The sequence below is a fragment of the Tritonibacter horizontis genome (assembly GCF_001518015.1).
GTDB lineage: Bacteria > Pseudomonadota > Alphaproteobacteria > Rhodobacterales > Rhodobacteraceae > Epibacterium > Epibacterium horizontis.
This window is the reverse complement of record NZ_LPUY01000138.1, coordinates 129,252-155,235: the sequence shown is the minus strand read 5'-3', so window position 1 is coordinate 155,235 and position 25,984 is coordinate 129,252. Positions and strand designations below refer to the sequence as shown.

21 protein-coding genes and 1 tRNA gene are annotated in these 25,984 nt (G+C 61.1%); 9 read left to right on the top strand and 13 right to left on the bottom strand.

Annotated features, from left to right (window positions below; translation table 11 throughout):
* Window positions 1–83: 83 nt before the first annotated feature.
* From TRIHO_RS22655 to paaZ, 4 genes are all read right to left on the bottom strand, one after another.
* Window positions 84–2,858, bottom strand: a complete 2,775-nt coding sequence (locus TRIHO_RS22655; protein ID WP_068249030.1) for a PAS domain-containing hybrid sensor histidine kinase/response regulator — start codon at window positions 2,856–2,858, stop codon at window positions 84–86.
* Between the two features lie 438 nt (window positions 2,859–3,296).
* Window positions 3,297–3,373, bottom strand: a tRNA-Met gene (locus TRIHO_RS22650).
* A gap of 159 nt (window positions 3,374–3,532) precedes the next feature.
* The gene (locus tag TRIHO_RS22645; protein WP_232367863.1) at window positions 3,533–4,309 is read right to left on the bottom strand and encodes a PaaX family transcriptional regulator C-terminal domain-containing protein; all 777 of its coding nucleotides are present in this window, start codon (window positions 4,307–4,309) and stop codon (window positions 3,533–3,535) included.
* 87 nt (window positions 4,310–4,396) lie between these two features.
* A complete protein-coding gene (paaZ, locus tag TRIHO_RS22640; RefSeq protein WP_068249029.1) occupies window positions 4,397–6,427 on the bottom strand; it encodes a phenylacetic acid degradation bifunctional protein PaaZ in 2,031 nt (676 codons plus the stop codon).
* A gap of 166 nt (window positions 6,428–6,593) precedes the next feature.
* On the opposite strand from paaZ, the gene paaI reads away from it, so the two are divergent.
* The 4 genes from paaI to TRIHO_RS22620 all read left to right on the top strand — a co-directional run bounded on the left by paaI (window position 6,594) and on the right by TRIHO_RS22620 (window position 9,485).
* Window positions 6,594–7,049, top strand: a complete 456-nt coding sequence (gene paaI / locus TRIHO_RS22635) for a hydroxyphenylacetyl-CoA thioesterase PaaI (protein ID WP_068249028.1) — start codon at window positions 6,594–6,596, stop codon at window positions 7,047–7,049.
* A gap of 45 nt (window positions 7,050–7,094) precedes the next feature.
* On the top strand, window positions 7,095–8,417 hold the full coding sequence (paaK, locus tag TRIHO_RS22630; protein WP_068249026.1) for a phenylacetate--CoA ligase PaaK: 1,323 nt from the start codon (window positions 7,095–7,097) through the stop codon (window positions 8,415–8,417).
* 6 nt (window positions 8,418–8,423) lie between these two features.
* Window positions 8,424–9,020, top strand: coding sequence for a TetR/AcrR family transcriptional regulator (locus TRIHO_RS22625; protein WP_068249024.1), 597 nt, complete (start codon window positions 8,424–8,426; stop codon window positions 9,018–9,020).
* A gap of 204 nt (window positions 9,021–9,224) precedes the next feature.
* Window positions 9,225–9,485 carry a glycine zipper 2TM domain-containing protein gene (locus TRIHO_RS22620; RefSeq protein ID WP_068249022.1) on the top strand — a complete coding sequence of 87 codons (261 nt, stop codon included), beginning with the start codon at window positions 9,225–9,227 and terminating at the stop codon, window positions 9,483–9,485.
* A 193-nt stretch (window positions 9,486–9,678) separates the two neighbouring features.
* Here TRIHO_RS22620 and TRIHO_RS22615 read toward each other — a convergent pair whose 3' ends face one another.
* Together TRIHO_RS22615 and trpS are read right to left on the bottom strand one after the other, a co-directional pair.
* The gene (locus TRIHO_RS22615; RefSeq protein WP_068249020.1) at window positions 9,679–11,415 is read right to left on the bottom strand and encodes an OmpA family protein; all 1,737 of its coding nucleotides are present in this window, start codon (window positions 11,413–11,415) and stop codon (window positions 9,679–9,681) included.
* Between the two features lie 138 nt (window positions 11,416–11,553).
* Entirely contained in the window at window positions 11,554–12,582 is a 1,029-nt protein-coding gene (trpS, locus tag TRIHO_RS22610; RefSeq protein ID WP_068249136.1) for a tryptophan--tRNA ligase, read from the bottom strand.
* Between the two features lie 118 nt (window positions 12,583–12,700).
* On the opposite strand from trpS, the gene TRIHO_RS22605 reads away from it, so the two are divergent.
* Window positions 12,701–13,387: a rhomboid family intramembrane serine protease gene (locus TRIHO_RS22605; protein ID WP_068249018.1), complete on the top strand. Its 687-nt coding sequence runs from the start codon at window positions 12,701–12,703 to the stop codon at window positions 13,385–13,387.
* 80 nt (window positions 13,388–13,467) lie between these two features.
* Here TRIHO_RS22605 and murJ read toward each other — a convergent pair whose 3' ends face one another.
* From murJ to TRIHO_RS22590, 3 genes are read right to left on the bottom strand one after another with little or no spacing between them, the layout of a single operon-like run.
* The gene (murJ, locus tag TRIHO_RS22600; protein ID WP_068249016.1) at window positions 13,468–15,015 is read right to left on the bottom strand and encodes a murein biosynthesis integral membrane protein MurJ; all 1,548 of its coding nucleotides are present in this window, start codon (window positions 15,013–15,015) and stop codon (window positions 13,468–13,470) included.
* Complete coding sequence (locus TRIHO_RS22595) at window positions 15,012–17,840, bottom strand: [protein-PII] uridylyltransferase (RefSeq protein ID WP_068249015.1); 2,829 nt, start codon at window positions 17,838–17,840, stop codon at window positions 15,012–15,014. Before TRIHO_RS22595 ends, murJ begins: the two co-directional genes overlap by 4 nt.
* The gene (locus tag TRIHO_RS22590; RefSeq protein WP_068249132.1) at window positions 17,800–18,975 is read right to left on the bottom strand and encodes a penicillin-binding protein activator; all 1,176 of its coding nucleotides are present in this window, start codon (window positions 18,973–18,975) and stop codon (window positions 17,800–17,802) included. Before TRIHO_RS22590 ends, TRIHO_RS22595 begins: the two co-directional genes overlap by 41 nt.
* A 97-nt stretch (window positions 18,976–19,072) precedes the next feature.
* Between TRIHO_RS22590 and rsmI the strand changes: the two genes are divergently transcribed.
* The 3 genes from rsmI to gshB are packed head-to-tail and all read left to right on the top strand — an operon-like array spanning window position 19,073 to window position 21,301.
* The gene (gene rsmI, locus TRIHO_RS22585; RefSeq protein ID WP_068249134.1) at window positions 19,073–19,930 is read left to right on the top strand and encodes a 16S rRNA (cytidine(1402)-2'-O)-methyltransferase; all 858 of its coding nucleotides are present in this window, start codon (window positions 19,073–19,075) and stop codon (window positions 19,928–19,930) included.
* A gap of 3 nt (window positions 19,931–19,933) precedes the next feature.
* Window positions 19,934–20,308: a YraN family protein gene (locus TRIHO_RS22580; protein WP_068249013.1), complete on the top strand. Its 375-nt coding sequence runs from the start codon at window positions 19,934–19,936 to the stop codon at window positions 20,306–20,308.
* A 60-nt stretch (window positions 20,309–20,368) separates the two neighbouring features.
* Entirely contained in the window at window positions 20,369–21,301 is a 933-nt protein-coding gene (gene gshB / locus TRIHO_RS22575) for a glutathione synthase (RefSeq protein WP_068249011.1), read from the top strand.
* A gap of 7 nt (window positions 21,302–21,308) precedes the next feature.
* Here gshB and TRIHO_RS22570 read toward each other — a convergent pair whose 3' ends face one another.
* The 4 genes from TRIHO_RS22570 to cobU form a co-directional block, all read right to left on the bottom strand.
* Window positions 21,309–22,817: a YifB family Mg chelatase-like AAA ATPase gene (locus TRIHO_RS22570; protein WP_068249009.1), complete on the bottom strand. Its 1,509-nt coding sequence runs from the start codon at window positions 22,815–22,817 to the stop codon at window positions 21,309–21,311.
* 85 nt (window positions 22,818–22,902) lie between these two features.
* The gene (locus TRIHO_RS22565) at window positions 22,903–23,592 is read right to left on the bottom strand and encodes a glutathione S-transferase (protein WP_068249007.1); all 690 of its coding nucleotides are present in this window, start codon (window positions 23,590–23,592) and stop codon (window positions 22,903–22,905) included.
* Between the two features lie 58 nt (window positions 23,593–23,650).
* Complete coding sequence (locus TRIHO_RS22560) at window positions 23,651–24,232, bottom strand: histidine phosphatase family protein (protein ID WP_068249005.1); 582 nt, start codon at window positions 24,230–24,232, stop codon at window positions 23,651–23,653.
* Window positions 24,229–24,762, bottom strand: coding sequence for a bifunctional adenosylcobinamide kinase/adenosylcobinamide-phosphate guanylyltransferase (cobU, locus tag TRIHO_RS22555; protein ID WP_068249003.1), 534 nt, complete (start codon window positions 24,760–24,762; stop codon window positions 24,229–24,231). The genes TRIHO_RS22560 and cobU overlap by 4 nt, the downstream gene beginning before the upstream one ends.
* A 181-nt stretch (window positions 24,763–24,943) precedes the next feature.
* Here cobU and TRIHO_RS22550 point away from each other — a divergent pair, with 181 nt between their 5' ends.
* Window positions 24,944–25,822, top strand: coding sequence for an RNA polymerase factor sigma-32 (locus TRIHO_RS22550; RefSeq protein ID WP_068249001.1), 879 nt, complete (start codon window positions 24,944–24,946; stop codon window positions 25,820–25,822).
* The last annotated feature ends 162 nt before the right edge of the window (window positions 25,823–25,984 follow it).

Below are 25,984 nucleotides of genomic sequence, written 5' to 3'. Positions count from 1 at the left end.
CGCACAATAGCCTCTGATTTTCGCGAAGAAGTCCTAATATTTTATGTGGCGACTGGCAAAACCACGCGTCGGAGCGGCGTCCGTTAGCCGTTGTTGGCAAAGAGGGACCGTCCATGCTGGGCGATCAGATGCGCCAGCGCGTTCAGGTCCACCGGTTTGCCAAGTAGCGCATTGATCACGTCTTCCGTCAGGTTGGGGTCCGACAGTTTTCGGGCCAGGGCAGTGACGATTACAATCGGCAGGTCTCCATCCGCCGTCTTCGCTGCCCGTGCAAGTTGGCCGCCGTTCTGGCCGGGCATGTTATAGTCCGAAACCAGAAACGACCACATGCCGGGGTCTTCTTCGATTGCGGCGAGCGCCTCGTCCGGGTGCAGGCAAATGCTGACCTCTGCGCCCAGGCGTTCAAGAAACGCGGCAATCGATTCTGCGACCTGGGCGTCGTCGTCAACCAGGAGCACCAGCTGACCGTCCAGCCGTACTGTGCCAATATCCTCTTCGCTGGCACGGGCAACGGAATAGTCGCTCAGCGGGAGGTATATTTCGACCCGTGTTCCTTGGTCGATGTCGCTCAAAAGACGTATCGCGCCGTCGTGGCTGCGGATGATTTCGGCGATGGCCATCATGCCGATGCCGCTGCCACGCTGCCCCTTGGTCGAACAATGTTCCCGAAACAAGCGTTTGCGAACCTCCGGAGGGACCCCGCTGCCACTGTCGTGGACGGCATAGCAGGCATAGCTGAGATCGGGATCTATCGGCCCGACGTCCATCCGCATGTCCATCAGGTCTGCGCCGGTATGACGCGTCAGATATTGGCAGATCTGCCCGGGTTTGCCGCCCAACGCATCCTGCGCGTTTTGCACCAGATTCAGGGCAACCCGCAATAGATCCGACGGATAACAAAGCATCTCCATCTCCTCCTCGCCCATTTCGAGCGTGAAGGTGGTGTCGGCGGAGAGGGCGCTTTGCAGCAAGTCCTGCGATTCGGTCATCAGGTTGCGCAGGTCGATCATGTTTTGGCTGTCTGCGGACATACCGAGATCGAGGAAGCGATTGATCATCTTGGCCGCGCGCGAGGAGGCCTCGTTTATGCGCGCCGAATAAAGCTGTACTTTTTCGGGCGGCGTTCGCTCGTTCAGCAGGGCGGAGTGCCCGTTGATCACGGCCAGCAAGTTGTTGAAATCATGTGCAACACCAGCTGCGAGGCGACCGATGCTTTCGTTCTTTTCAAAGTCGTGCAGCTTTTTCTCAAAGCTCCGGCGGGCGTTTTCGTATTCGATGCGGCGGGTAATGTCGCGGGCCACGACGATGCGCATCTGATCGTCGATGCGTGTCACGCAGACTTCGTAGCTCAGGATGTCGCCGTCCAGATTGACCCGCATTTCGATCTGGGCGCTGCCTTCCGTTTCGACCTTTGATTGCAGATCCGGCAAGAGTTCTTCGACATCTTCGGGCAGAAAGGCCGAGCTCCAGTTCTTGTTCAGGACGGCCGTCGGCTCCGGCGTTCCGAATATGCGTGCGAAGGCTGGGTTGGCATAGGTGATCCGCGCGTCCAGTTCGACGATGGCAATGCCTTCTGTGGTGCTGTCCATGGCTGCGGCACGCTGTTTCAGCTTGCGCTCCGCGCGCTTGATTTCGGTCACATCGGTCCCGGTGATCACGCGCCCGCCTTCGTTGCTGTAAAAGCTGCGGATCAGGAAAACGGTGCCGTCCTTGCAAGTCACCTCCTGGTTTTCAAGGCCGTCATCAATGGATTTGCAAAAGGTCGAGATGATCTGGCGTTGTCGAAGGCCGGGGCCATACATCTCCCGCAGCAGGCCTTGCATGGCTTTGTTTGCGTATAGGATTGTCCCGTCGGCCTCTGTCGCGAGGATCGCACTGGTGACCGCTTCCATGGCGTATTCAATGCGTTTTTCGAGCCGCTTTACAGTTTGTTGCGTCTGCGACTGCTCGGTCACATCAGAATGCGTGACCATCATATAGCGCAGGGTGCCGCTGCTGCTGCGGATCGGGGTCAAGGAAATATCGTCGAGAAAGGGTTTGCCGTCCCCGCGGGTGTTCCAGATCCGAAAACGTCCCTGCTGACCTGCGTTCAACGCCTGTTCCATTTCGTCCCGATCTATACCGGGGCGCAGCGGGGCGGCGATCAGATGCGGCTCGGACCCATCAGAGAGGCGATGCCCAGTCATCTCTTCAAAGGCATGATTTGCAAAAACAATCTCGCCGCCGCCGTGGTCGGGATCAACCAGCATCACCGGCACTTCGGCTTGTTCGAGCACGGATGCCAGAAGCATCTGACAGTCATCGGCCTGCAACCCCCGCAGGGCATGCGAGAAATGGGTGATGACCCGTTCCAGGATTGCGATTTTGCCGGCGTCGAAAAAACCGGCGCTGGGATGCCAGCACATGAGAGCAAGGAACTGTCCATCCTGCCGCAGATGGGGGGTCGTAATCAGGCTGCCGGTCTCTTTTCCACTGGCCCGTCTGGGTGTCGGATCGCGGCATTGCCGCAGATCTTTGACATCACGCGGCGAGGCGTACCAATCGAGCTGCTGCGCGTCCAGTTCCGCCGGGCTGGTTTGGGGAAAAAGAACCCGCGGTGCGCGGTGCGGCAAGTCAAGAAACCCCTCGATGCTGTTGCCGACGACAGCGATCTCCTTCGCGCCAATCGCGGATTTCAGCAATGCGTCCAGCGCTGCAAAGACCATGTCACGATCCGCTGCGTCACACATGGCCTGGATCCCATCCAGAAGCGCGCGAGAGATCTTCAGTTCGCGCGCATCCTGCCGCCGCCTGCGGTCAAGCGCAGCCAGCTTTGATTGCAAGTCGCCTTGCGGAAAAGGGTCAGGTTGAACGCTCATAGGCCAGAGCCTACGTCGGCGTTCCTTAAGGATCGGTGGAATCTTTGTCTCGCATTGGAGGTAAAATTGCCCGCCGGAGCGGCTAGGCGGTGCAGGATCTGGCCAGCGGGTCCGGACGTTGGTCGACCGGGGCGGGGCAACCTGTCCAGGTGGGGCGGCCGCTATTGTCGCTTCGGATGCGTCTATCCTGCTGGTGTCTTTGGGAGATCCGCAATGGTTTGCCTGCGCGGCAGCGCTCCAGAGCCGTAGGCGCGAGTTGCGACGTCGTCCGGTTTGACAGATCACAAGACCTGTTCAGTTGGTCTTCAATTTTGCGATTGAAGTCTTTGAGGCGCCAGACACCCGTCACGCCCTGCCAGCGGTCACTGGTGTCCAAATTGTTTGGATACTGGACCTAACATTCACAGATCTGCAAATCTGTTTGAAAACAGTGAGCTTTGGTAGCGGAGGAGGGACTTGAACCCCCGACACGCGGATTATGATTCCGCTGCTCTAACCAACTGAGCTACTCCGCCGCTCGCTGTGTGGAGGCGATGTACGGAAAGCCGCAGATAGGGTCAAGAGTTGAATCGTCAAAACCAGTGGTTTGGCAGAAGTTTTTTAAGTCCACGGACTTTTCCGGATTTTCAACTTGTCATGTCGCCGGTTTGAATGGGGCAATCGGGAAACGACGGTCAGCTGGCCTGTTCGAGGTCCAAGAGGCGCGGGCGCGGCAGCGCGTCGAGCATGGCAAAGACCTTTTTTCGACAGGCCTCACCGGGCCAGCCGACCGGGTGAAAGCTTTCGGGCAGATCAGGCTGACGGAGAACAATCCGGCGCCAGCGGTGGACGATCAGGGTTCTGAGACAGGCGCGTTGGAGCGGGTCCAGTTCGACTGGTGGCGCACCAAATCCGTGCAACGCATCATCAAACGCTGCACAGGCGCGGTGCAGTGAAGGCGGAAACAGTTCCGTCTGGAGCCAGGCGGGGACAGCCGCGATTGTGGCGTCGATCACGAACAGATCGCTGAGCGCACGGGGGGCAGGGCCGGGCGCGATGCCCGTGTGGCGATTGATGCGGACCAGCGTATCGGTTGATTTGGCTTCCATCGCATCCATGAGCTCAAGCCCAGCGGGCGTTCCGGCAATCAGCACATGCCAGTCTGTTGTGGCGCAGCTGGCCCGATTGAAGATGCGCGGCGTGACGGCCAGCGACTGTGCGCGGCCGAAGGGGGTGAGAAAGTGAACCGAGCCACGTCCAAGCCGTTCGCTGTCGGTCCAGCCGTCTTTTCTCAGCCGGTGCAAGGCAACGCGAATGGCTTCGGGTTTGATGCCGATCGGCGTTATCACCCGCGTCAGCGCGGCGCTGCTGATACGCGCCCCATCGGATTGCGCCATGTCCCCCAGGAAGGAGACGATGATCGACCAGACGCGCTGCCCTTGCGGGTCCGCAAGCGCCTCTACCACCGTCATAAACCAGTCCTGCGCATCGCGTGTCATGGGCGCAGCGTAGTGGCTGGCGTGAACAAGCGCCAGCCCCATGGGGACTGACGCGATGCTCTAGCGGGCAACCATGGTCAAAAGCTCGTATTCTGCGACCAGCGCGTCGTTCTGGTTGCGCAGTGACACATGCCAGCGGACCTCGCCATAGTCTGCATTTCTCGGGGTTTTGGCTTTGACCGTCAGGCGCACCTTGATGCTGTCTCCCGGCTGCACCGGCTTCATGAAACGCAATGAGTCCAAGCCGGTATTGGCCAGAACAGGTCCCTCGTCCGGCTGCACAAAAAGACCCGCCGCAAAGGAGAGCAAGAGGTAGCCATGGGCGACACGTCCGGGAAAGAACGGATTTCGCGCTGCGGCGTCGTCGTCCATATGGGCATAGAACGTGTCGCCGGTGAATTGGGCAAACTGTGTGATGTCGGCGCTGGTGACCTGGCGCGGTTTTGTGTGCAGGGTTTCGCCAATTCGGAGTTGGCCAAAGCGGCGCGTGAACGGGTGATCTGGCGTCGTGTATTCCGGGCCTTCGGGGATCCAGGTGCCGGTGATTGCGCTGAGGATTTCGGGACTGCCCTGCACTGCGGTGCGCTGCATATAGTGTTTGACTGCACGCAGCCCGCCCAGCTCCTCGCCGCCGCCGGCGCGTCCGGGCCCGCCATGAACCATATGGGGCAAAGGCGCGCCGTGCCCGGTGGCTTCCTTCATCGAGGTTGCGTTGTTGATATAGACCCGCCCGTGATAGGCGGCGATGTTCAGGGTGACATCGCGCGCCACTGCTGGATCGGCGGTGATCAAAGACGCAACCAAGGACCCCTGGCCCCGGTTGGCCAGCGCCACCGCATGATCCAGATCGCGGTAGCCCATGACCGTCGACACCGGGCCGAAGACTTCGGTTTCATGGACGTGGATGGCCTGATCCGGGTCCGGGCAATGAAACAGCATCGGCGGAACAAAGGCGCCACGGTCCTTGTCTGCGCCGACAACGGCAAAGGCGTCGGGGTCGCCGAAAACGCGGGTGGCCTCGGTGCCGATCTGGGCGGCGCGCTGGAGCACATCGCGCTTTTGGGCTGCGGAAACCAGCGCCCCCATGCGGGTCTCTGGCGCACGAGGGTCGCCAATCGTCACCCCTTGCAAAGCGGCGCGCAGCCCGTCGATGACGGCGTCGACCTGCGCCTGTGGGACGAGGATCCGACGAATTGCCGTACATTTCTGTCCAGCTTTTGTCGTCATTTCGCGCTGTACTTCCTTGAGGAACAGGTCGAACTCTTCTGTGTCGGGCAGGACATCAGGCCCCAGGATGGAGGCATTCAGGCTGTCTTGTTCTGCGACAAAGCGGACGGAATTTGCAACGAGTGCCGGGGTCTGGCGCAGCTTGTGCGCGGTGGTCGAAGAGCCGGTAAAGCTGACGACATCCTGACAGGTCAGGCGGTCCAGCATGTCGCCCAACCCGCCGCTGACCAGTTGCACCGCGCCGGCAGGCAACAGGCCGCTGTCGAGCATCAGGCGCACGGCGGCCTCGGTGACATAGCAGGTGGAGGTTGCTGGTTTGACGATGGCCGGGACCCCCGCCAGGAGGGTCGGCGCCAGCTTTTCCAGCATCCCCCAGACCGGAAAATTGAAGGCGTTGATATGGACCGCAACCCCCTGAAGGGGGACGCAGATGTGCTGACCCAGAAAACTGCCGTGCCGCGACAGGTGTTCCACCGGACCATCGCAGTAGACATGGCTGTCTGGCATTTCGCGCCGGCCTTTGGATGCAAAGACAAACGTCGTGCCGATGCCTCCGTCCACGTCAAACAGATGGTCGCCCTGGGTCGCGCCGGTGTCAAAGCTCAGATCATACAGAAGGTGTTTGTTGGCTTCGAGGTGTTGCGCCACGCCTTTGAGCATCCGGGCCCGGTCGTGGAATGTCATTGCCCGTAAGGCAGGGCCGCCGACCGTGCGGGCGTGGTCCAGCATGGCTTGAGTATCGAGGCGGGCCGTTCCGGCGCGGGCGATTACCTCGCCGGTGATGGCAGAGGCGATCTCCCGTGCCGTCTTGTCCGGGGCAATCCAGTGCCCGGCGGCGAAACTTGCCACATCCCTGATGCTCATGCTGCGTGCCTCCCTGATTTGTGCCGGTCAATCCGTCCCACGGGGCCGGGTCGACTCGTCACAGAGAAATATTGACCGTCCGGTCGGTTTATGCAAGGATTTTCCCCAAGAGGTTGCGCGCGGCGCCTGAGGAAACGCGCAGGCCAGACTTCCGGGGGGAGAGCGAATGTCACTTTCAGCAAAAGATCGGGCGGAGCAATCTGCAGCCGCCATGTGGGCCAATGATCTCGCGTCCAAATGGCTCGGGGTGGAGATAGAGGCCGTCGCCGAGGGCGAGGCCACCCTTGCCCTGACCGTCGCACCGCATCATTGCAATGGCCACGGCATTTGTCACGGCGGGGTGATTTTCATGCTGGCTGACAGTGCCTTTGCCTTTGCCTGCAACAGCCGCAATCAGGTCACCGTGGCGCAACACAACATGATCAGTTTTATCGCGCCGGGCCATCAGGGAGACAGGTTGGCCGCGACGGCGCGCGAGGTTTCCCTGACCGGTCGCAGTGGCCTCTACGATGTCAGTGTCACCAACCAGAAGGGGCAGTTGATCGCTGAAATGCGGGGCTGCTCCCGCGCGATCAGCGGCCAGCTGTTTGAGGAGACAGCCGCGCCGCCTTCTCGGGACTGAAGAGGTCCGGGATGACAGACGACCACGAGGCGATGGAGGACGCCAATGCATGATTTAACGCCCAAGCGGTCCGAGCTGGACCCGATCGAGATTGCGTCGATTGACGAAATCCGCAGCCTGCAACTGGAGCGGCTCAGGTGGTCGTTGCGCCACGCTTACGACAACGTGGAGATGTACCGGGCGCGTTTTGATGCGCTGGGGGTGCACCCAGAGGATTTGACGCAGCTTAGCGACCTGGCCAAATTTCCGTTCACGACCAAGGGCGACCTGCGCGAGGCCTACCCCTTTGGCATGTTCGCGGTTCCGCGTGGGCAGATCCTGCGGGTACATGCGTCGTCCGGGACGACGGGCAAGCCGACGGTCGTGGGGTATACCCAAAAGGACATCGACAACTGGGCGGACCTGATGGCGCGGTCGCTGCGGGCCTCTGGCCTGCGCCGGGGGGATATGGTGCACAACGCCTATGGCTACGGTTTGTTTACCGGCGGCCTTGGCGCCCATTACGGGATTGAGCGTCTGGGCGCGACCGTGGTGCCGATGTCTGGCGGCCAGACCGAGAAACAAGTCGCCCTGATCGAAGACTTCCGCCCCGATGGGATCATGGTCACGCCGTCCTATATGTTGAACATTCTGGAACAGTATCATCGCATGGGCTTTGATCCGCGCGGCTCTTCCCTGAAGGTCGGTGTCTTTGGCGCGGAGCCATGGACCGATGCCATGCGACGGGAAGTCGAGGCGGCCTTTGATATGCATGCGGTGGATATCTATGGTCTGTCCGAAATCATGGGGCCGGGGGTCGCCAATGAATGCGTGGAGACCAAGGACGGTCCGGTCATATGGGAGGATCATTTTCTGCCGGAGATCATAGACCCCGAAACTGGGGCGGTGTTGCCGGATGGCGAACTGGGCGAACTGGTGATTACGACTCTCACCAAAGAAGGCCTGCCGATGGTGCGCTATCGCACCCGTGACCTGACGCGGCTTTTGCCCGGCACGGCGCGGTCGATGCGGCGGATGGCGAAGATTACCGGCCGCTCGGACGACATGATCATCCTGCGCGGCGTCAATGTCTTTCCCAGCCAGATCGAGGAACAGGTCCTGCAGGTGCCGGGTCTCGCCCCCTATTATCAGATCGAACTGGTCACGGTCGGTCGCATGGATGCGATGCGGGTGCATGTGGAGCTGCTGCCCGCGGCGGTCGCCTCCGGCCAGAGCGAAGGTCACAACCAAGCCTGCAAGGCGCAACTGGCCAAGCGGATCAAGGACATCGTTGGCATCTCGGCCGAGGTCTCAGTGGGTGAGCCTGGCAGCGTCGAGCGGTCACAAGGCAAGGCGCGCCGTGTGGTCGACGCCCGCGAGAAAGGATAGAACCTCTTGGCCCGGACGATTGCCAAAGATCACGACCAGAAGCGGACGCAGATCCTTGCGGCCTCGGCGCGACTCTTCGCGGAGGAAGGATATGACAGGGCCTCCATGTCCCAGATCGCGCGGGCCTGCGGCATTTCAAAAGCGAATATCTACCATTACTACGATGGCAAGGATGCGCTGCTGTTCGATTTGCTGGACAGTTATCTACGCCGCCTGCGGGATCGCGTCTGCGGGTTGGATCTGGCGGGGCTGGATCCGGCAACCGGTCTGCGCAGCCTGCTGACCGAGGTGCTGCTGGCCTATGAAGGGGCCGACCACGAACACAAGGTGCAGCTCAACGCGATGGCAGCCCTCTCTGACGAGCAACAGGAGCACCTGCGGGCCTATCAACGCGATATGCTGAAACGGCTGAGCGCGATCCTGAGGGCGGCCGCGCCGGATGTTTTTGCCGATGACAAAGCGAAGCTTCGCGCGGTGGCCATGTCCGTTTTTGGCATGCTGAACTGGCACTATATGTGGAACGCAGCCGCAGACACCGAAGATCGCAAAGGCTATGCGGATCTGGTCGCGCAGCTGACGCTGGCAGGGGTGGCGGGGCTTTAGCCGGTCTCTGCCGTGGCGCGTCGGCGGAAGCCTGCTTTCGCCGCGTGTGGCATCGGTGGAAAAACTTTGGAACATTCCTGTCTGTGCTACGTTATGTCAAAGATGATTATCCATCACCGGTGGTCCGGCTGGGACACGTGACAGCACATGGTTTTGCGCTGTCCGGTCTTTCACCGCCCCGGCAATCAAAGAGGAGATGGGACTATGTCTAAGACGTCTGGCGTTCTCGCGGCGATATTTGCAGCAAGTGTTTTTGTGGCTGGCTGCTCTGACAATCAGGACATCAATGCGGTCACCGGCGCGCTGGCTGGCGCCGCTGTCGGCAACCAGGTCGGGTCGGGTAGCGGCAAGACCGCGGCAACCCTCATCGGGGGCGCGGTTGGCGCACAGGTCGGCGCAAACGCACCGCGTCAGTGCACCTATCGCAACAGCGCAGGTCAAACCTACAAGGCAGCTTGCCCGTAACCTGTTCGCACCTGTTGAAATTGAAAACAGCCGCTCTGAAAGGAGCGGCTGTTTTTTTGCGGTGGCGCATGGGGGCGTGGCGAAAAAGACAGGGTGGGGAAAGCTGCGTGGCGATGGCGGTCTGACCCTGTTGGCTGGGACAAAAAAATGCCCCGGCGCTGGGCCGGGGCAGGTTTGGTATTTCTGGTGCCTCTTACTGTCTTTCGGCCAGCAGGGGCGTGATCCGGCGCACAGCTACGCGGCGGTTGGCGCGCTCTGCATCAAGAACGGGAATGGCCAGATCGCTTTCTCCATAGCCCTGGATCACCATGTTCTCTGGCGGGACGTTGAAATACTCGGTCAAGGCCAGCGCCACGGTTTCCGCGCGACGGTCAGACAGGGCCAGGTTATAGGTAGCTGCGCCCACGGCATCGGTATGACCCTCGATCAGGAAAACCTCGCTGGGGTTCTTGTCGATCAGGTTCGCCAATGCATTGCCAAGTTGAGACAGCTCCTCAGCCTGGGCTGCGCGTACTGCACTTGATCCGGTTTCAAAGGTCACCTTGTCCACGTTGATAACCGGCACAAGTTGACGCACGGCGTCGATATTGCGGATCTGTGCCAGCGAGAAGCGGCGGTCAACACCCTGAGGCTGCTGGGCCGCCAGGGCGGCCGCCAGTTCATCAGAGGAAATCGTACTGTCCGACCGGAAGGCCGCGCGGGGCTGCGTGTTCTCCGGCAGATCGGTTACCACCACCTTCTCTGCGGCGCGGGTGTCGTCAAACAGAACCACGGTACGCCCATCCTGCAGGGTCTTGCTGCGGCGCAGAACGCGACCGTCCGAGGCGCGAATTGTTTCCACCTCTGTCCCGTCCTCACGGGTAACAACGGTGCGGGTCGAGCCGTCGTCGAACTGATAGGTTTTGACGTTTGACCCCGGTTGGCGCAGCAAGGCGTCATCGTTCTTGATGACCCGGTAGGTGCCGTCCTGCTCGACGACAGCGCGATCACCGCTGTTGGAAACGACCGTCTCGCCGGATTTCAGCAACTGACCCACGGCGAAGGCGCCAAGACCCAGCAAGGCGGCTTTTTCCAACTTTGACAAACCATCGTCATCGTCGTTTGCGCGGGTGCTTGGCGCGGCTTTGGCCTCTGCGGTTTCATTGACCTTGGTGTCGAATTCCTCGTCCGAACTGCGGGCGGACTCTTCGGTCACGGTTTCTTCGGTGACTTCGGCATTGGCAGAGGCATCGCCATCCGCAGCCGCCGCTGCCGCCGTTGTTTCCGTGTCAGATTCGGCCAGGGCATCAGCCTGTTGCTGGCTATTTTGTTCGGTCACTTCGGGATTGTCCACGACGGTGGCATCAGCGGTGGTGTCCGCGGTTGCCTCGGCTTCTCCTTCAGCCTGAGCCTGAGCCTGAGCTTCGGCTTCTGCTTCCGCTGCGGCGTTCAGTTCGGCGCGCTGACCGGCGAGGGCCTGCGCCAGCTCTTCTACGCCGGCCTCAGCGTTTGCGGCCGCATCGGCTGTCGGATCGAGCAATGAATCCGTGGTTCTCTCGATCACATCCGCGAGGTTGGTGACGTCGATGTCGGTGTTGCTTTCGGCCTCTGCATCGATGCCTGCCAGAACCGTGGCGGCTTGCAGGTCCGCCGGGAGGCCAGCGTCAAACGTGTTCTGGGCGTAGTCGTCGCAAAACTGCGCGACACGGCCATCGTTGTCCTTGGTTTCTTTCCCCTGCGCCTGACGACGCGCGTCCCGTTCCGCGCGCTTGCGGCAGCGCTCCACGAGTTCGGAGATTTCGGCGTCGCTCATCTGAGAAATGTCAATTGCGGCGTTTCCGGTCGCATTGGCATTTGCGTTGCTGTTCCCCTGCGCCATACCGGGTAGCGGTGCCGCTATCGAAGCGATCATGACGAGCGCCGTGGCGGATTTGAAAAATCCCTTGTTCATCGGGCGTCCTTTCTGTTGTCAGCACATGACTGTCGAGACTTAAACGCGCGAAACCGGAAAATGTTGCATGGCCTGCATAAAAAGACCGCCCCCGGGCAGGGGCGGTCATAAGGCACGCTGGCGTTTTGGAAAAGCGGATCAGATCTCTGACGGGCCCACCATGCCGACGATTTCGTAAGTGCGGCGCAGGATCGGTGCAGTGATTTCGCGCGCGCGCTCGGCGCCGCGCGCGAGGATCTTGTCGATCTCGTCCTGGTTTTCCATAAGCCGCGCCATTTCCGTGGTGATTGGCGCCATCTTTGCGACAGCCAGATCCGCCAGCATCGGCTTGAACTCCGAAAACTGACGCCCGCCCACATCGGCCAGAACCTGATCGACGCTCTGTTCGGACAGGGCGGCATAGATATTGACAAGGTTGCGGGCTTCGGGACGGTCCTCAAGCCCCTTGGCGTCCGATGGCAACCCCTCGGGATCGGTTTTCGCCTTGCGGATCTTTTTGGCGATGGTGTCGGCATCATCGGTCAGGTTGATGCGGCTGGCATCCGACGGGTCCGATTTCGACATCTTCTTGGCGCCATCGCGCAGGCTCATGACACGGGTGGCAGCCCCTTCGATCACCGGCTCGGTTTCGGGAAAGAAGTTGACCCCATAGTCGTGGTTGAACTTGATCGCGATGTCGCGGGTCAGCTCGAGGTGTTGTTTCTGGTCTTCGCCGACCGGAACATGGGTGGCGTGATAGACTAGGATATCTGCCGCCATCAGCGCCGGGTAGGCCAGAAGACCAAGCGAGGCATTCTGCTGGTTCTTGCCGGCCTTGTCTTTCCACTGGGTCATCCGCTGCATCCAGCCCATCCGGGCGACGCAGTTGAAGATCCAGGCCAATTGCGCGTGCTCTGGCACCTGGCTTTGATTGATCAGGATCGATTTTTCCGGGTCCAGCCCGGCGGCGATGAACCCGGCACAGAGTTCGCGGGTGGCTTTTTTCAGATCGCTTGGGTCCTGCCAGACCGTGATCGCATGCAGGTCCACCATGCAATAGATGGATTCCACGTCGCGGGCTTGCCAGTCAACGAACCGCTTCAGGGCACCGAGGTAGTTCCCCAGATGCAGATTGCCCGAGGGCTGGATGCCTGAAAAGACACGCGGGGTGAAGCTGGTTTCGCTCATCGTCGAAAACTCCCGTCTGGAATTATGCACCATCGTCGCTTACCCATGGCGCAGAGTATCGTCAACAGGCGCCGTCCCGTGCAACCGGGTCTGCGGCGCTCTCAAGAGCAGGAACACCATGCAAGAGCCCAATCAATCGCCCTTTAACGCCTTGCCGCCCGTCGTGATTGCGCTGGTGATTGTAATCCTCGGACTGGAGATCGTTTTCTCGCTTGGATCACGGGGCATTCTTGGTGGACCCGAGGCCGTGGGCTGGCGTCTGTCCGCCTTGCAGGAATACGGGTTCGGCGCACAATACTTCTGGTGGATGTGGGAAAATGGCATCTGGCCTTTTGACTTGCTGAAGCGGTTTGTGACCTATGCCTTTGTCCACGGGGCTTTCACCCAGACGATTTTTGTCTGCGTTTTCCTATTGGCGATGGGCAAAATGGTGGGCGAAGCCATGGGCGAAATTGCCGTTGTGGTGATTTTTGTCGGATCTGCCATCGGTGGCGCGCTGGTCTATGCCCTGCTGGTCGGCGGGCAGGTCGCATTGATCGGTGGATTTCCCGCGGTCTACGGGCTGATCGGCGGCTTTACCCATCTGTTGTGGCTGTCGCTGGCCCAGGTTGGCGCGCAGCAATACCGGGCGTTTTCGTTGATTGCCTTCCTGATGGGGATCCAACTGTTGTTCGGGCTTATCTTTGGTGGCAGCCCGGAATGGGTGGCGGATTTGGCGGGCTTTGCCACTGGGTTCCTGATGTCGTTCTTTCTGGTGCCCGGTGGATGGCAGAGGATCCTGTCCAAGCTGCGCCAGGAACGCTGACGCCACGCCATTGCCGCCTGGAGGCTGGCCTGGACATGAACGTCACGCGACAGACCGCGCCTAACACGGGCGCGGTTTTGTTATGTCTTGCCGCGTTTCAGGGCGGATTTGAATTCGGCCAGGCGCAAGGCACCGATCAGCTGGCCCAATCCAAAATAGAGAACCGCGCTGACAATAATCAGGCCCAGCAACCCGAGATAGCGCCAGTAGGGCAGGGACAGCACCGGGGCGAAAATCGCGGCAACCGCATAAAGACCGGCCCCCATCACCAAGGATGCAATCAGGATCCGCACCGCCCGACGGTAGAACCGGGGGTCAAATTCGGCCGCTTTGCCCATGCGACGCGCGCCAAGCCACAACAACAGAACCATCGCCCAACCGGCCACGGTCGCCGCGACGGCTGGTGAAATCCAGCCAAGCAGCGGTTGCAGCCCAAGCGCCAGACCAGCGTTCACCACCATGGCCACAATGGCATAGCGGAACGGGCTACGGGTGTCCTCGCGCGCGAAAAAGAGCGGCTGCAGCACCTTTTGCAGCACAAAGGCCGGCAGGCCCGCACCGTAGATCGCAACAGCAAGGGCGATTGCGGCGACATCCTCCGGCCCGGTGGCACCGCGCTCATACAGGACAGAGACGAGAGGCAGCGGGATGACGACAAAAGCCACAGCGCAGGGGACGGTCAGCAGCAAGGAGAACTCACCGGCCCGCGACAGCGCGCTTTGTGCGCCGGTGTCATCACCAGCACGCAGACGCCGGGACAGGTCCGGCAGGAGCACAATTCCAACCGCGATCCCAACGACGCCCAGCGGCAGTTGATAGAGCCGGTCGGCAATGAACAGCCAGCTGACGGCATTTTCATAGTTCGAGGCGGCCAGCTGCCCCACCACCAGATTGACCTGGGTCACCCCCATCGCCAGCGCGGCCGGCAGCGCCACCCGCACCAGATTGCGCATTTCGGGGGTGAGCCGTGGCCGCCCGATACGGAGCGAAATACCAGCCCGAGCGGCCGCATACCAAACCAGTGCAAGCTGGGCGACCCCTGCGAGCGGGATCGTCCAAATCAGCCAAACGATCACATCTCGGCCCAGCGTTGCCGCGGTGATCATGGCAGCGCAGGTGAGGATATTCAGCAGAACCGGCGCAGCGGCGGCAGCGGCGAAACGCCCTGTCGCATTCAGAACGCCGGAGAACAGCGCCGCCAATGACATGCAAAGGATGTAGGGAAAAGCAATCCGGCCAAAGCCGACCGCGAGGTCGAACCGGGCATCGCCGACAAAGCCGCCAGCCGTGGCCCAGACCAGCGCAGGCATGAAAACCATGCCAAGCCCGACCAGCCCGAGAACGGCAACCGCCAGGAGGTTGAACGCATCTTGGGCAAACCGGTGCGCGCCATCGTTCGCCTCCAGACGCTTGGCAAACATCGGCACGAAGGCGGCGTTGAACGCGCCCTCCGCAAAGAAGCGGCGAAACAGGTTGGGCAGTCGGAACGCTGCCACAAACGCATCAAGAAGCGGACCGGGGCCGATGTAAGCGGCAATCAGGATCTCACGCAGAAACCCCAGGACCCGGCTCGCCAGGGTCCAGAAACCGACCGTCATAAAGCCGGACATCAATTTGATCTGCTTCATGTGTCGGCTCGTTTGGCACCTTCCGAGATGGCGTCCCGGAGCTTCTTCTCAAGCGCCTGCTGTTTGGCGGCAGAATGGTATTTCAACCCGAACATATCCTTGACGTAAAAGCTGTCGACAACCTGTTCGCCGTAGGTCGCGATCACTGCATTGGCAATATAGACGTTGGACGACGCAAGCGCCCGCGCAAGATCATAAAGCAGACCCGGTCGATCACGGGTGTCGACCTCGATGATCGTGTAGATATCGGAGCCGTCGTTGTCGAACAGAATATGCGTGGGCACCCGAAAGGCGCGCTCTCGTTTCTTGATCTTGTCGCGTGATTTCAGCGCTTCACGGGCAATCACCTCGCCGTTCAGTGTCTTCTCGATCATCTTGCGCAGGCGCGGCAGACGGGAAAGTTCAAAGGGATGGCCGTCCGTATCCTGGATCCAGAAGGCATCGGTGACGAACCCGTCTTTGGTGGTGTAGCTGCGGGCGTCCACGACATTGGCCCCGACGAGGGCCAGCGCACCGACAATTCGGGCAAAGATCCCCGGATGGTCCGGCATGACGAAACTCGCACGCGTGGCGTCGCGATCCTCGTCGGGGTGGAGTTGCACCAGCATCGCCGACGGGTCGTCCAGCGCATCCAGCTGCCGCAACATATTGGCAAAATCAATATGGGCGGTAACATGCAGCCCTTGCCAGTAGGGCGGGTAGTGCCGCGATGTTTCGCGTTTGATGTCCGCTTTGTCCCAGTCCGGCAGGGCGTCGCGCAGGCGTTTTTTCGCTTCGGTGCCGCGGTGTTCGCGGTTGAAGGATTCAAGCCCGTTTTCAAGCGCTTCCCGGGTCTGGTTGTAGAGCGCACGCAGCAGCACGGCCTTCCAGTTGTTCCAGGTGTCCGGCCCGACGCCGCGAATGTCGCAGACGGTCAGCAGCAGCAACAGGTCGAGCCGCTTGACGGTCTGCACCGCCTTGGCAAAGTCGCGGATCGTGCGCGGGTCGGCGATGTCACGTTTCTGGGCGGTATCCGACATCAACAGATGGTAGCGGACCAGCCATTCCACGGTTTCTGCTTCGCTCTTGTTCAGGCCAAGCCGGGGCGCGACCTTGCGCGCGATCTGGGCGCCAAGGATCGAATGGTCCTGGGGTCGCCCCTTGCCGATATCATGCAGAAGCATCGCTATGATCAGCACCTTGCGATTGACGCCCTGTTTGATCAGCGAGGAGGAAAGCGGCAGCTCTTCTTCCAGTTCGCCACGTTCAATCGCGGAGAAGTTGGAGATCACCTGGATCGTATGTTCGTCCACCGTATACGAGTGATACATATTGAACTGCATCATCGCCACGATGGGTTCGAACTCCGGCAGGAAAGCAGACAGAACACCAAGTTCGTTCATCCGGCGCAAAACCCGCTCTGGGTTGCCGTGTTTCAGCAACAGGTCAAGAAAGGTCCGTTGCGCGTCCGCAGAGGTCCGCAGGTCTTCGTTGATGAGGTGCAGATTGGCGCGCACCAGGCGCATGGTGTCTGGATGCAGCAACATGCCTGTTCGCAGGGCTTCCTCGAACAGGCGGAGCAGGTTCAGGCCATCCTTGAGGAACGTGCCCGGATCGGCAATTTCGAGCCGGTTGTGGGTTACCTTGAACCCCTCCTTGACCCGTGGCTTGCGCCTGAAAATCCGCTCCAGGATTGGCTCGTTCTTGAGGTGGCTGTCTTCGAGTTTCGTCATCAGGATGCGCGTCACATCCCCGACCTGGGTCGCGTGGCGAAAATAGTCCTGCATGAAAACCTCGACCGCGCGGCGGCCGGAGGTATCGGCATAGCCCAGCCGTTCGGCCACCTGGACCTGCATGTCAAAGGTCAGATGTTCGATGGCGCGGCCGGCACTCAGGTGCAAATGCGCGCGCACTGCCCAGAGAAAATTCTCGGCCTTGGCGAAAAAATCGAACTCTTCGGGGCGAAACAGGCCTAGCGGAACCAGCTCTGCCACATCCTGCACCTGATAGAGATACTTGGCGATCCAGAACAGGGATTGCAGGTCGCGCAAGCCGCCTTTGCCTTCCTTGACGTTGGGTTCGACCATGTAGCGCTCGCCCTGTTTCAGGTGGCGTGCGTCGCGCTCGGCGAGCTTGGCATCGATGAATTCCTTGGCTTCCTTGGAAAACAGATCCTGCGCAAGGCGCGTTTCGAACTCTGCTGCCAGCGGTGCATGGCCGGCGATGAAGCGGTTTTCCAGCATTGCCGTTCGGATCGTGAAATCCTCGCCGCCAAGCCGGATGCAATCCTTGATGGTCCGGCTGGAATGGCCGACCTTCAGCCGCAGATCCCAAAGGATATAGAGCATGGATTCAATCACGCTCTCGGCCCAGGCGGTGATTTTATACGGGGTCAGAAACAGAAGATCGACATCCGAGAAAGGCGCCATCTCTCCCCGGCCATATCCGCCCACGGCAAAGACCGAAATCCGTTCGCTTTTGGTTGGCGTCGCAATCGGGTGCAGGATGGTCGAGGCGGCCATCCAGGCGGCGGTGATCAGCCCATCGGTCAGATAGCTGTAGGACCGGGCCATTTCGCGTGCGCCGAAGGGCTGAAGCTCAAACGCTTCGGCAATGGCAGCGCGACCGGTGGAATTGGCCTCGCGCAGCAAGGCAACAACGGCGGCGCGAAACTCCGCACCCTGCAGGTCCTGCGACAGCTCCGTGATCTGTTCACGGATCGCGTCGGCGTCAAAAATCGCACTGGGGTCGCAAATCAGCGACCCCAGTGGTTCGGGATGGATCTTGGCGAGCGCCTTGGACGGTTTAGGAACCGGCCCCGGCGAAACTTCTTGGCGCTGGGTCAATTATGACGACTTTCTGGTCTTGGATCGTGGCGACCGCGAGGCCGCGTTCATTGGTGCCATCAGGAAGCAGACGGAAGATCCCGCCTGTACCCTGGAAACCGGCAGGCTGCGTGAGCGCCGCGCCGGTCAGTGCATCGGAATTGCCCGAACGCACCAGCGCCCCGATCGCAGCAATCCCATCGTAGGCAAGCCCGCCGATCGGGTGCGGCGCGGCGCCATAGGTGGACTGGTAGCGGGTGCGGAAGGCTTCGGATTTGCCCTGATCCGGCAGCGCGAACCAGCCGTTCTGGACCCCCGGCAATGCCAGCGTTTGTGCCGGGATATCCCAGCGTGTCAGACCGACGTATTGCACATCCGTGGTCTTGATCCCGGCTTCGGGCAGCAATTGGGTCAACAGCGGCAGCGCACCTGCCGTGGTGGCGGTCATGAACATGACATCGGCGTTGGACTGGCGCACAGCGTTGGTAATTGTCGGGATGCTGTTGATCACGCCTTGCTGCGACAGATCATAGCTCACGTTGCCGGCGAGGGTCATACCGGTTTGAACGGCGGCTTGCTGCACCGCCGCGCGCCCGGCCTGGCCTGCGGCGTTATTGCCGGACACCACTACCATCGTCCGTTTGCCCTGACGGGCGGAATATTGCGCCAGACGCGTCGCGGTGTTCTCGAAGGTGGGGCCCAGCACAAAGACATTGCCGCCGGCAATCGAAGTGTTGTTCGAAAAGGCCAGAACATTGACGCCACGTTTCGCCGCAGCAATGCCTGCCGCGTTGGCGGCTTCGGCATAGACCGGCCCCAGAATGATGCGCGCGCCATCTTGTACGGCCTGCGTCGCCATGGCTGTCGCCATCTGCGGGTTGCCAGCCGTGTCATAGACCCGCAGGTCGATCTCGACGCCGTTGAGGTCCGCAATGGCCAGGCGCGCCGCATTCTCCAGGCTCTGGGCGAGGACATCATCGCCGTGCTGGGCGGAGCCGCGCGGAACCAAAAGAGCGACGGGGACGGGTTTGGACGTATTAATGGACGGCCCGCCGCCGCCAATCGCGCCGGGGTCACAGGCCGCCACGATGGCAGAGGCGGCAACGACGGTAGCGGTCAGTACAAATTTGCGGGCCCGATTGAAAACAGCAAACATAAAGCGCATAAACTCCCTGTTCCGGGTCACGGCCTTGGATTGCGCGCACCCGTTTTGGTTCGGGGCGATCATAGACGACGAAGAAAGCGGGTCCAGCGTGAATCACAAGATGGTCAGATTGTTGCCGGGGTTATACTTTGTTGCGACACCCATAGGGACCGCGCGTGACATTACGTTGCGGGCATTGGACGTGCTGGCCTCGGCGGATCTGATCGCGGCAGAAGACACCCGTTCGATGCGCCGCCTCCTGGAGATCCACGGCGTGCCGCTGGGGGACCGACAGGTCATCGCTTATCACGATCATTCCGGCGCGGGGGCCAGATCGCGCTTGCTGGATGCGCTTTCCGAAGGCAAATCCGTGGCCTATGCCTCTGAGGCGGGCATGCCGCTGATTGCTGATCCGGGCTATGATCTCAGCCGGGACGCCGCACGGGCCGGGCATCTGGTGACGGCGGCGCCGGGGGCCTCGGCCGCCTTGTGCGCGCTGACCCTGGCGGGGCTGCCGACAGATGCCTTCTTTTTTGCAGGCTTCCTGCCAAATGCCACCGGTGCCCGGCGCAAGCGGCTGGAAGAGCTCGCCGGTATTCCGGGCACGCTGGTGTTTTACGAATCGCCCAAGCGGATCGCCGCGTCTTTGCAGGATATGGCCGAGGTGCTTGGCAACCGCGAGGCGGCGCTTTGCCGCGAGCTGACCAAGAAATTCGAAGAGGTCCGGCGCGCCTCTCTCCCCGATCTGGCAGCGGATCTTGCCGAGGATTCGGTCAAGGGGGAAATCGTTGTCCTGGTTGACCGCCAGCGCGAGGCCGCGGGCAATGATGCCGATCTCGAAGCGGACCTGAGGGCCGCGTTGCGCGACAACTCCGTCAAGGACGCGGCGGCCATCGTGGCCGAAGCCCATGATGCGCCGCGCCGCAAGATATACCAATGGGCGTTGCAGATCGCCCGAGAGTCCTGAGCCGTGAATGCCGGGGACCAGCGGCGCGGCCTGCGTGCGCATCTGTCGGGTGCCGCGGCCGAAGACATCGCGGTGCGGGCCTATGCCGATCGCGGCTACACTCTGGCGCAGCAGCGCTGGCGTGGCCCGCAGGGCGAGATTGATCTGATCCTGCGCAAAGGTGCCGAGGTGATTTTTGCCGAGGTCAAATCCAGCAAAACCCGCGACGCTGCCGCCGCCCGCATCACGCCACAGCAAATGCAACGGGTGATGGCCAGCGCTGCGGCTTTCCTCGATCAGGAGCCGCGTGGGCAATTGACCGAAACACGGCTTGATGTGGTGCTGGTCTGGGGCACAGGCGAGGTCGAAATCCTCGAAAATGCCTTTGGTCAGGGGTGACCCATTGAACCGCCGTGGCCGCTGCGCCATGTACCACCAACACGACAAGGGACGCATGTCATGAAAATCGCTTTCCAGATGGACCCGATCATGGGTGTAGACATCAACGCCGACAGCAGCTTTCGCATCGCGGAAGAGGCCCAGAAGCGCGGTCATACGCTCTTTTACTACGCGCCGGACCAGTTGGCCTACCAAGAGGGGCGGGTGACCGCGCGCGGCCATGACATGACGGTGCAAAGGGTCGTGGGTGAACCGGCAAAGCTCGGCCCGCTGCGCGAAGTGGACCTGTCAGAGTTCGACGTGATCTGGCTGCGTCAGGACCCGCCGTTTGACATGCATTATATCACCTCGACGCATCTTCTGGATCGTCTGAAGGAGGATGTGCTGGTGGTGAACGACCCGTTCTGGGTCCGCAATTACCCGGAGAAACTGCTGGTTCTTGATTTCCCGCAGCTGACACCGCCGACGACGATTGCCCGCGATCTTGCGACCATCAAGGCCTTCAAGGAAAAGCATGGCGATGTGATCCTAAAACCCCTTTATGGCAACGGCGGCGCCGGTGTTTTTCGTCTCGATGTGAATGACCGCAACCTGTCATCGCTGCATGAACTGTTCACCGGTTTCAGCCGTGAGCCGCTAATTGTACAGAAATTCCTGCCCGATGTGTCCAATGGCGACAAGCGGGTGATCCTGGTGGATGGCGCACCGGTCGGGGCGATCAACCGCGTGCCTGCAGCGGGCGAGACGCGTTCCAACATGCACGTGGGCGGGCGTCCTGAAAAAATTGGCCTTACCGAGCGAGACCTGGAAATTTGCGCAACGATCGGGCCCTTGCTGAAAGAGCGCGGCCAGCTCTTCGTCGGCATCGACGTCATTGGCGATTATCTGACCGAAATCAACGTGACATCGCCCACCGGCATTCAGGAGCTTGAGCGGTTCGATGGCGTCAACATTGCTGAAAAGATCTGGCTGGCCATCGAAGCGAAGCTCTGAGCAAAGTTTAGGACGAACCGGGCAGCCGGTAGGAGAGCGCTTCGGCAAGGTGGTCGCGCGAAATATCGGGTTCGGCGTCAAGGTCCGCGATGGTGCGGGCCACGCGCAGAACCCGGTGATATCCGCGCGCGCTCAGGCGGAACCGCTCTGCGGCCTTCAGCATGAGTGTCTGGCTTGGGGTGTCCAACGCGGCCACCTGATCCAGCACTCGGCCCTCTGCATCGGCGTTTGAGGCGATCCCCTCACAATCCGCGTATCGGTCTGCCTGGATGGCACGGGCGTCTGCGACACGCCTGGCCACGTCGGCGGATGCTTCGCCCCGTTGGTGACGGTCCATGTCCGTGACGGCCACCGGCTCTACATCGATGCGCAGATCAAACCGATCCATCAGTGGGCCGGAGATGCGCGCCATATAGTCTGTGCCGCAGCCGGGTGCCTTGGCACAGGCCCGGTTGGGATCGGTCAAGTAACCGCAGCGGCATGGGTTGGCTGCGGCGACCAGCATGAACCGGCTGGGGTATCGCACATGGGCATTTGCGCGGGCAACCATGACATCGCCAGTCTCAAGCGGCTGGCGCAGGGTTTCCAGGACCGCACGGGCAAATTCCGGAAGCTCATCCAGGAACAGCACGCCGTTGTGGGCCAGGCTGATCTCTCCCGGTTGGGCGCGTCGCCCGCCCCCGACGATCGCTGCCATCGAAGCCGTGTGATGCGGTGTCCTGAAGGGCCGGGTGCGACTGACGCCTCCGGCTTCGATCAGCCCGCAAATCGAGTGGATCATCGACGTCTCGAGCGCCTCTTGCGGCGACAACGGTGGCAGGATCGACGGCAACCGCGCGGCCAGCATGGATTTCCCAGCACCGGGGGGGCCGCTCATCAGCAGGTGATGTCGCCCGGCGGCCGCGATTTCCAGGGCGCGGCGGGCGCTGTCCTGGCCTTTGACATCCGCCAGATCCTTGTCGTCGATCCGGTCGATCACTTCGCCGGGTTGGGCGGGGGCAATCACGCATTGGCCGGTGAAGTGGCGGATGACATCGGTCAGCGAGGCGGCGGCAATGACCGGTGTCGCCTCCACCCAGGCCGCCTCTGGCCCCGATGCCTTGGGGCACAGCAGGCGACGGTCCTGTTCCGCAGCGGCGAGCGCGGCCGGCAATGCGCCGTTGATCGCCACCAGGGTGCCGTCAAGGGACAGCTCGCCCAAGGCCAGCGTCTCTTCCGCCGCCTCGGGGGGCAAAATCTCCAACGCGGCCAGGAGCGCAACCGCGATTGGCAGGTCGAAATGGCTTCCCTCCTTTGGGATGTCGGCCGGTGACAAGTTGATGGTTATCCGCCGCGACGGCAGGGCGATCGACATCACCGCAAGGGCGGAGCGGACACGGTCGCGGGCCTCACTCACGGCCTTGTCGGGCAGCCCGACGATGGAAAAGGCGGGCAAACCCGGTGCGACCGCGCATTGTACCTCGATCGGAGTGGCCTCAACGCCCTGAAAGGCGACGGTATGCGCGCGCGAAATCATAACAGCTCCCAGAGACCTATGGGTCTCGGGAGCCAGCATTGGAAATCGTGGTTACTGAAGGGTTAATTCGGCCGTAAACCGGTCGCTAAATTGCATCGCTTGGCCAGGGCAGCTGCGCCAGGTCTTGCGGATAGGGATCGGGATCGTACTGCACCTGCAGGGCCAGCGCGCGCCAGGCGCGAACGGCGGGATCGTCCAGCAGGGTCATGCAATAGGACCGGGTGCTTTCTGAAACCGGGAGGTTGAACCCGATGATCCGCGCAGCAACAGGCGTGTAGAACACATCGGCCAGACAATAGTCGCCGAACAGCGGCCCCGTGGAATGGCCGGATATCTTGCGGGCATGGGCAAAGAGCGTTTCGATCCGGTCCAGATCTTTCAACACGGGCGCTGAGGGGGCAAACCCCTGCCAGACGTGCCGCAGCTGCATCGGACATTCTGAGCGCAGCGCGCCAAACCCTGCGGCCATTTCCGCGGACAACCAACGGGCGGTGGCGCGCGCTGCCGGATCCTGCGGCCACATTCCGGCCTCCGGATGGCGTTCGGCCAGCGTTTCCGCCATCGCCATGGTCTCTCCGACAACGGTGCCATCGGGCAAGCGCAGGGTTGGAACCAGTCGGGCCGGGGCCAAGGGCGCGAGATCCTGCGCCATCGTGCCAGAGTATAGCCCGACCAGTTGAACCTGATGGGGCAGAGAAAATTTCTCGAGCATGAGCCAGCCGCGCAGAGACCAGCTGGAGAACATGCGATCACCGATGTAGAGTGTATATGTCATGCCAAAACGCTAGCGCCTGTCCAAGCTTCAGTACAATTCATTGTTTTCCTGTCAGGCATCACGGAGTTTGATTTATCGCCCCAAGCCTCCAGCTCCCCTGGTGATGATCCACGCGCGTCAGTGACAGATTGTCGATCTTCTGGGCAAATACTTCGACGGCGGAGAGGCCTGCGGCGCGCTGCACCTGGGTGAGAATCTGCCCGAAATGTCCAACCACGATCACATCGGCCCCGCTGTGGTCCTGCGCCAAACCGTCCATTGCAGCCGAAACCCGGCGTAAAAGCGCGTTCCAGCTTTCGCCATCGGGCGGTGCGATATCGCCGGGTTTGTCCCAGAACGCGCGAATGTGATCGGGAGACACGGCGTCGACCTCGGCCCAGGTCCGCATTTCCCAGGCCCCAAAGTGGATTTCACGCAGGCCGGAGATATGGGGCAGGCGCCGACGCGTGCCCTGAATGGCATCCGCCGTGGCGACCGCGCGCGACAGGTCCGACGACACCACGATGGCTGTCGGCGGCAGGATGGCAGTCAATCGCTCCAGCCGGGCCAGATCCGACAGGTCAGCGGGCACGTCGGACCATCCGACCATAGCGCGCGCGTGGGTCGGACCATGGCGCAACAAATGAAACCGGGTGGTCACATCACACCCTTGAGGGTCTGGGCCAACCCAGCCGTGACCAGGACAACACAATCAGCCTGTGCCGCGAGGGCGATATTCAGACGGCCCTGCGCCTCGCGGAACCTGCGGGCGAGGGCGTTTTCGGGGACGATGCCAAGGCCGGTTTCGTTCGTCACCACCACAATGTCTGCAGCGCAGGTTGCGAAGCTGCGCAGCAAGGCCTCGGTCTGATGTTCCAGATCATGGTCCGCCATCATATGGTTGCTCAGCCACATGGTCGCGCATTCCATCAACAGGATATCATCCCGTGTCATTTGCGAGATGGCTGTCGCGCATTCAAATGGCTCCTCTATGGTGGTCCAGCCGCTGCCACGCTGCGCGATATGGGTGTTCACCCGTTGGTGCATTTCAGAATCAAGTATTTGTGATGTTGCCCAGTAAAAGCGATTTTTCCCTGTGCTCACACAGGCTTGCTCGGCAATAGCCGATTTTCCGGACGCTGCGCCGCCGAGAATGACTGTGACTTTGCCTGCCAAGATGTCTACCCTCATGGTTGTAAGCGTGCTGCACGCTTTGCCGCCACCGAACACCGGAAGCAACAGAGAAATTTGCGACGTTTTGCTGACCTCCTAGCGGATCCGAAGGCCACTTTCGACACGTCTCAAAACTTTTTTTGAACCAAAGCCGCCCCTCGCACGTTGATTACGTAGTTCTTAGAACAGGGAGTTTAACATGGCACTGGACGATTCCTCTGAAAACCCCCTCCCAAAGCGGGCCATGAAGGCTGAGCTTTTGGATGCGGAAACCGAGTTGGCCCTGGCCTACGCCTGGCGAGACGAACGGGATGTCCAGGCCCTGCACCGACTTATCACCGCCTATATGCGCCTGGCCGTTTCGATGGCATCGAAATTCAGACGATACGGCGCGCCGATGAATGACCTCATCCAGGAGGCCGGGCTTGGCTTGATGAAAGCCGCCGAAAAATTCGACCCGGATCGTGGCGTGCGGTTTTCAACCTATGCGGTCTGGTGGATCAAGGCATCTATCCAGGACTATGTGATGCGCAATTGGTCCATGGTGCGCACCGGGTCGACGTCGTCGCAAAAATCCCTGTTCTTCAACATGCGACGCGTGCAGGCTCAGCTGGAGCGCGAGGCGCAGACCGAAGGGGTCTCGCTGGACCGTCACAAGCTGCAACAAATGATCGCGGTCGAGATTGGCGTTCCGCTCCGCGATGTCGAGATGATGGATGGTCGTCTGGCCGGCGCCGATTTCTCGCTCAACGCCGTGCAATCGGCTGATGAGGATGGGCGAGAGTGGATTGATGCGCTGGAAGATGACAGCGAACAGGCTGCGGAGCGTGTGGAAAGCGATCATGACACCCGTCAGTTGCGCGAGTGGTTGATCACGGCGCTGAATGGATTGAACGAGCGCGAGCGGTTCATTGTCAGAGAGCGTAAGCTGAGGGAAGATCCCAGAACGCTAGAGAGCCTCGGCAATGAGCTGGGGTTGTCCAAAGAGCGCGTCCGGCAGCTGGAAGCCGCCGCGTTTCAGAAAATGCGGAAATGTCTCGAAGGCCAATCGCGTGAGGTTCAGAATTTTCTCGTGTGAAACATGCGTATGCGGCACCTGGCCGAGAGAGCCAGAGCATTGGGCGCGCGTTCCATGTGGTGCCTCTTGAATTTTGTTTCTTCTTTTTAGTCAGTTGCACTTGCGATCGCAGGTGGCATGAAAACGGCGATTTAAAGCTTGCCACCCCCCGAGGCCCCCCGG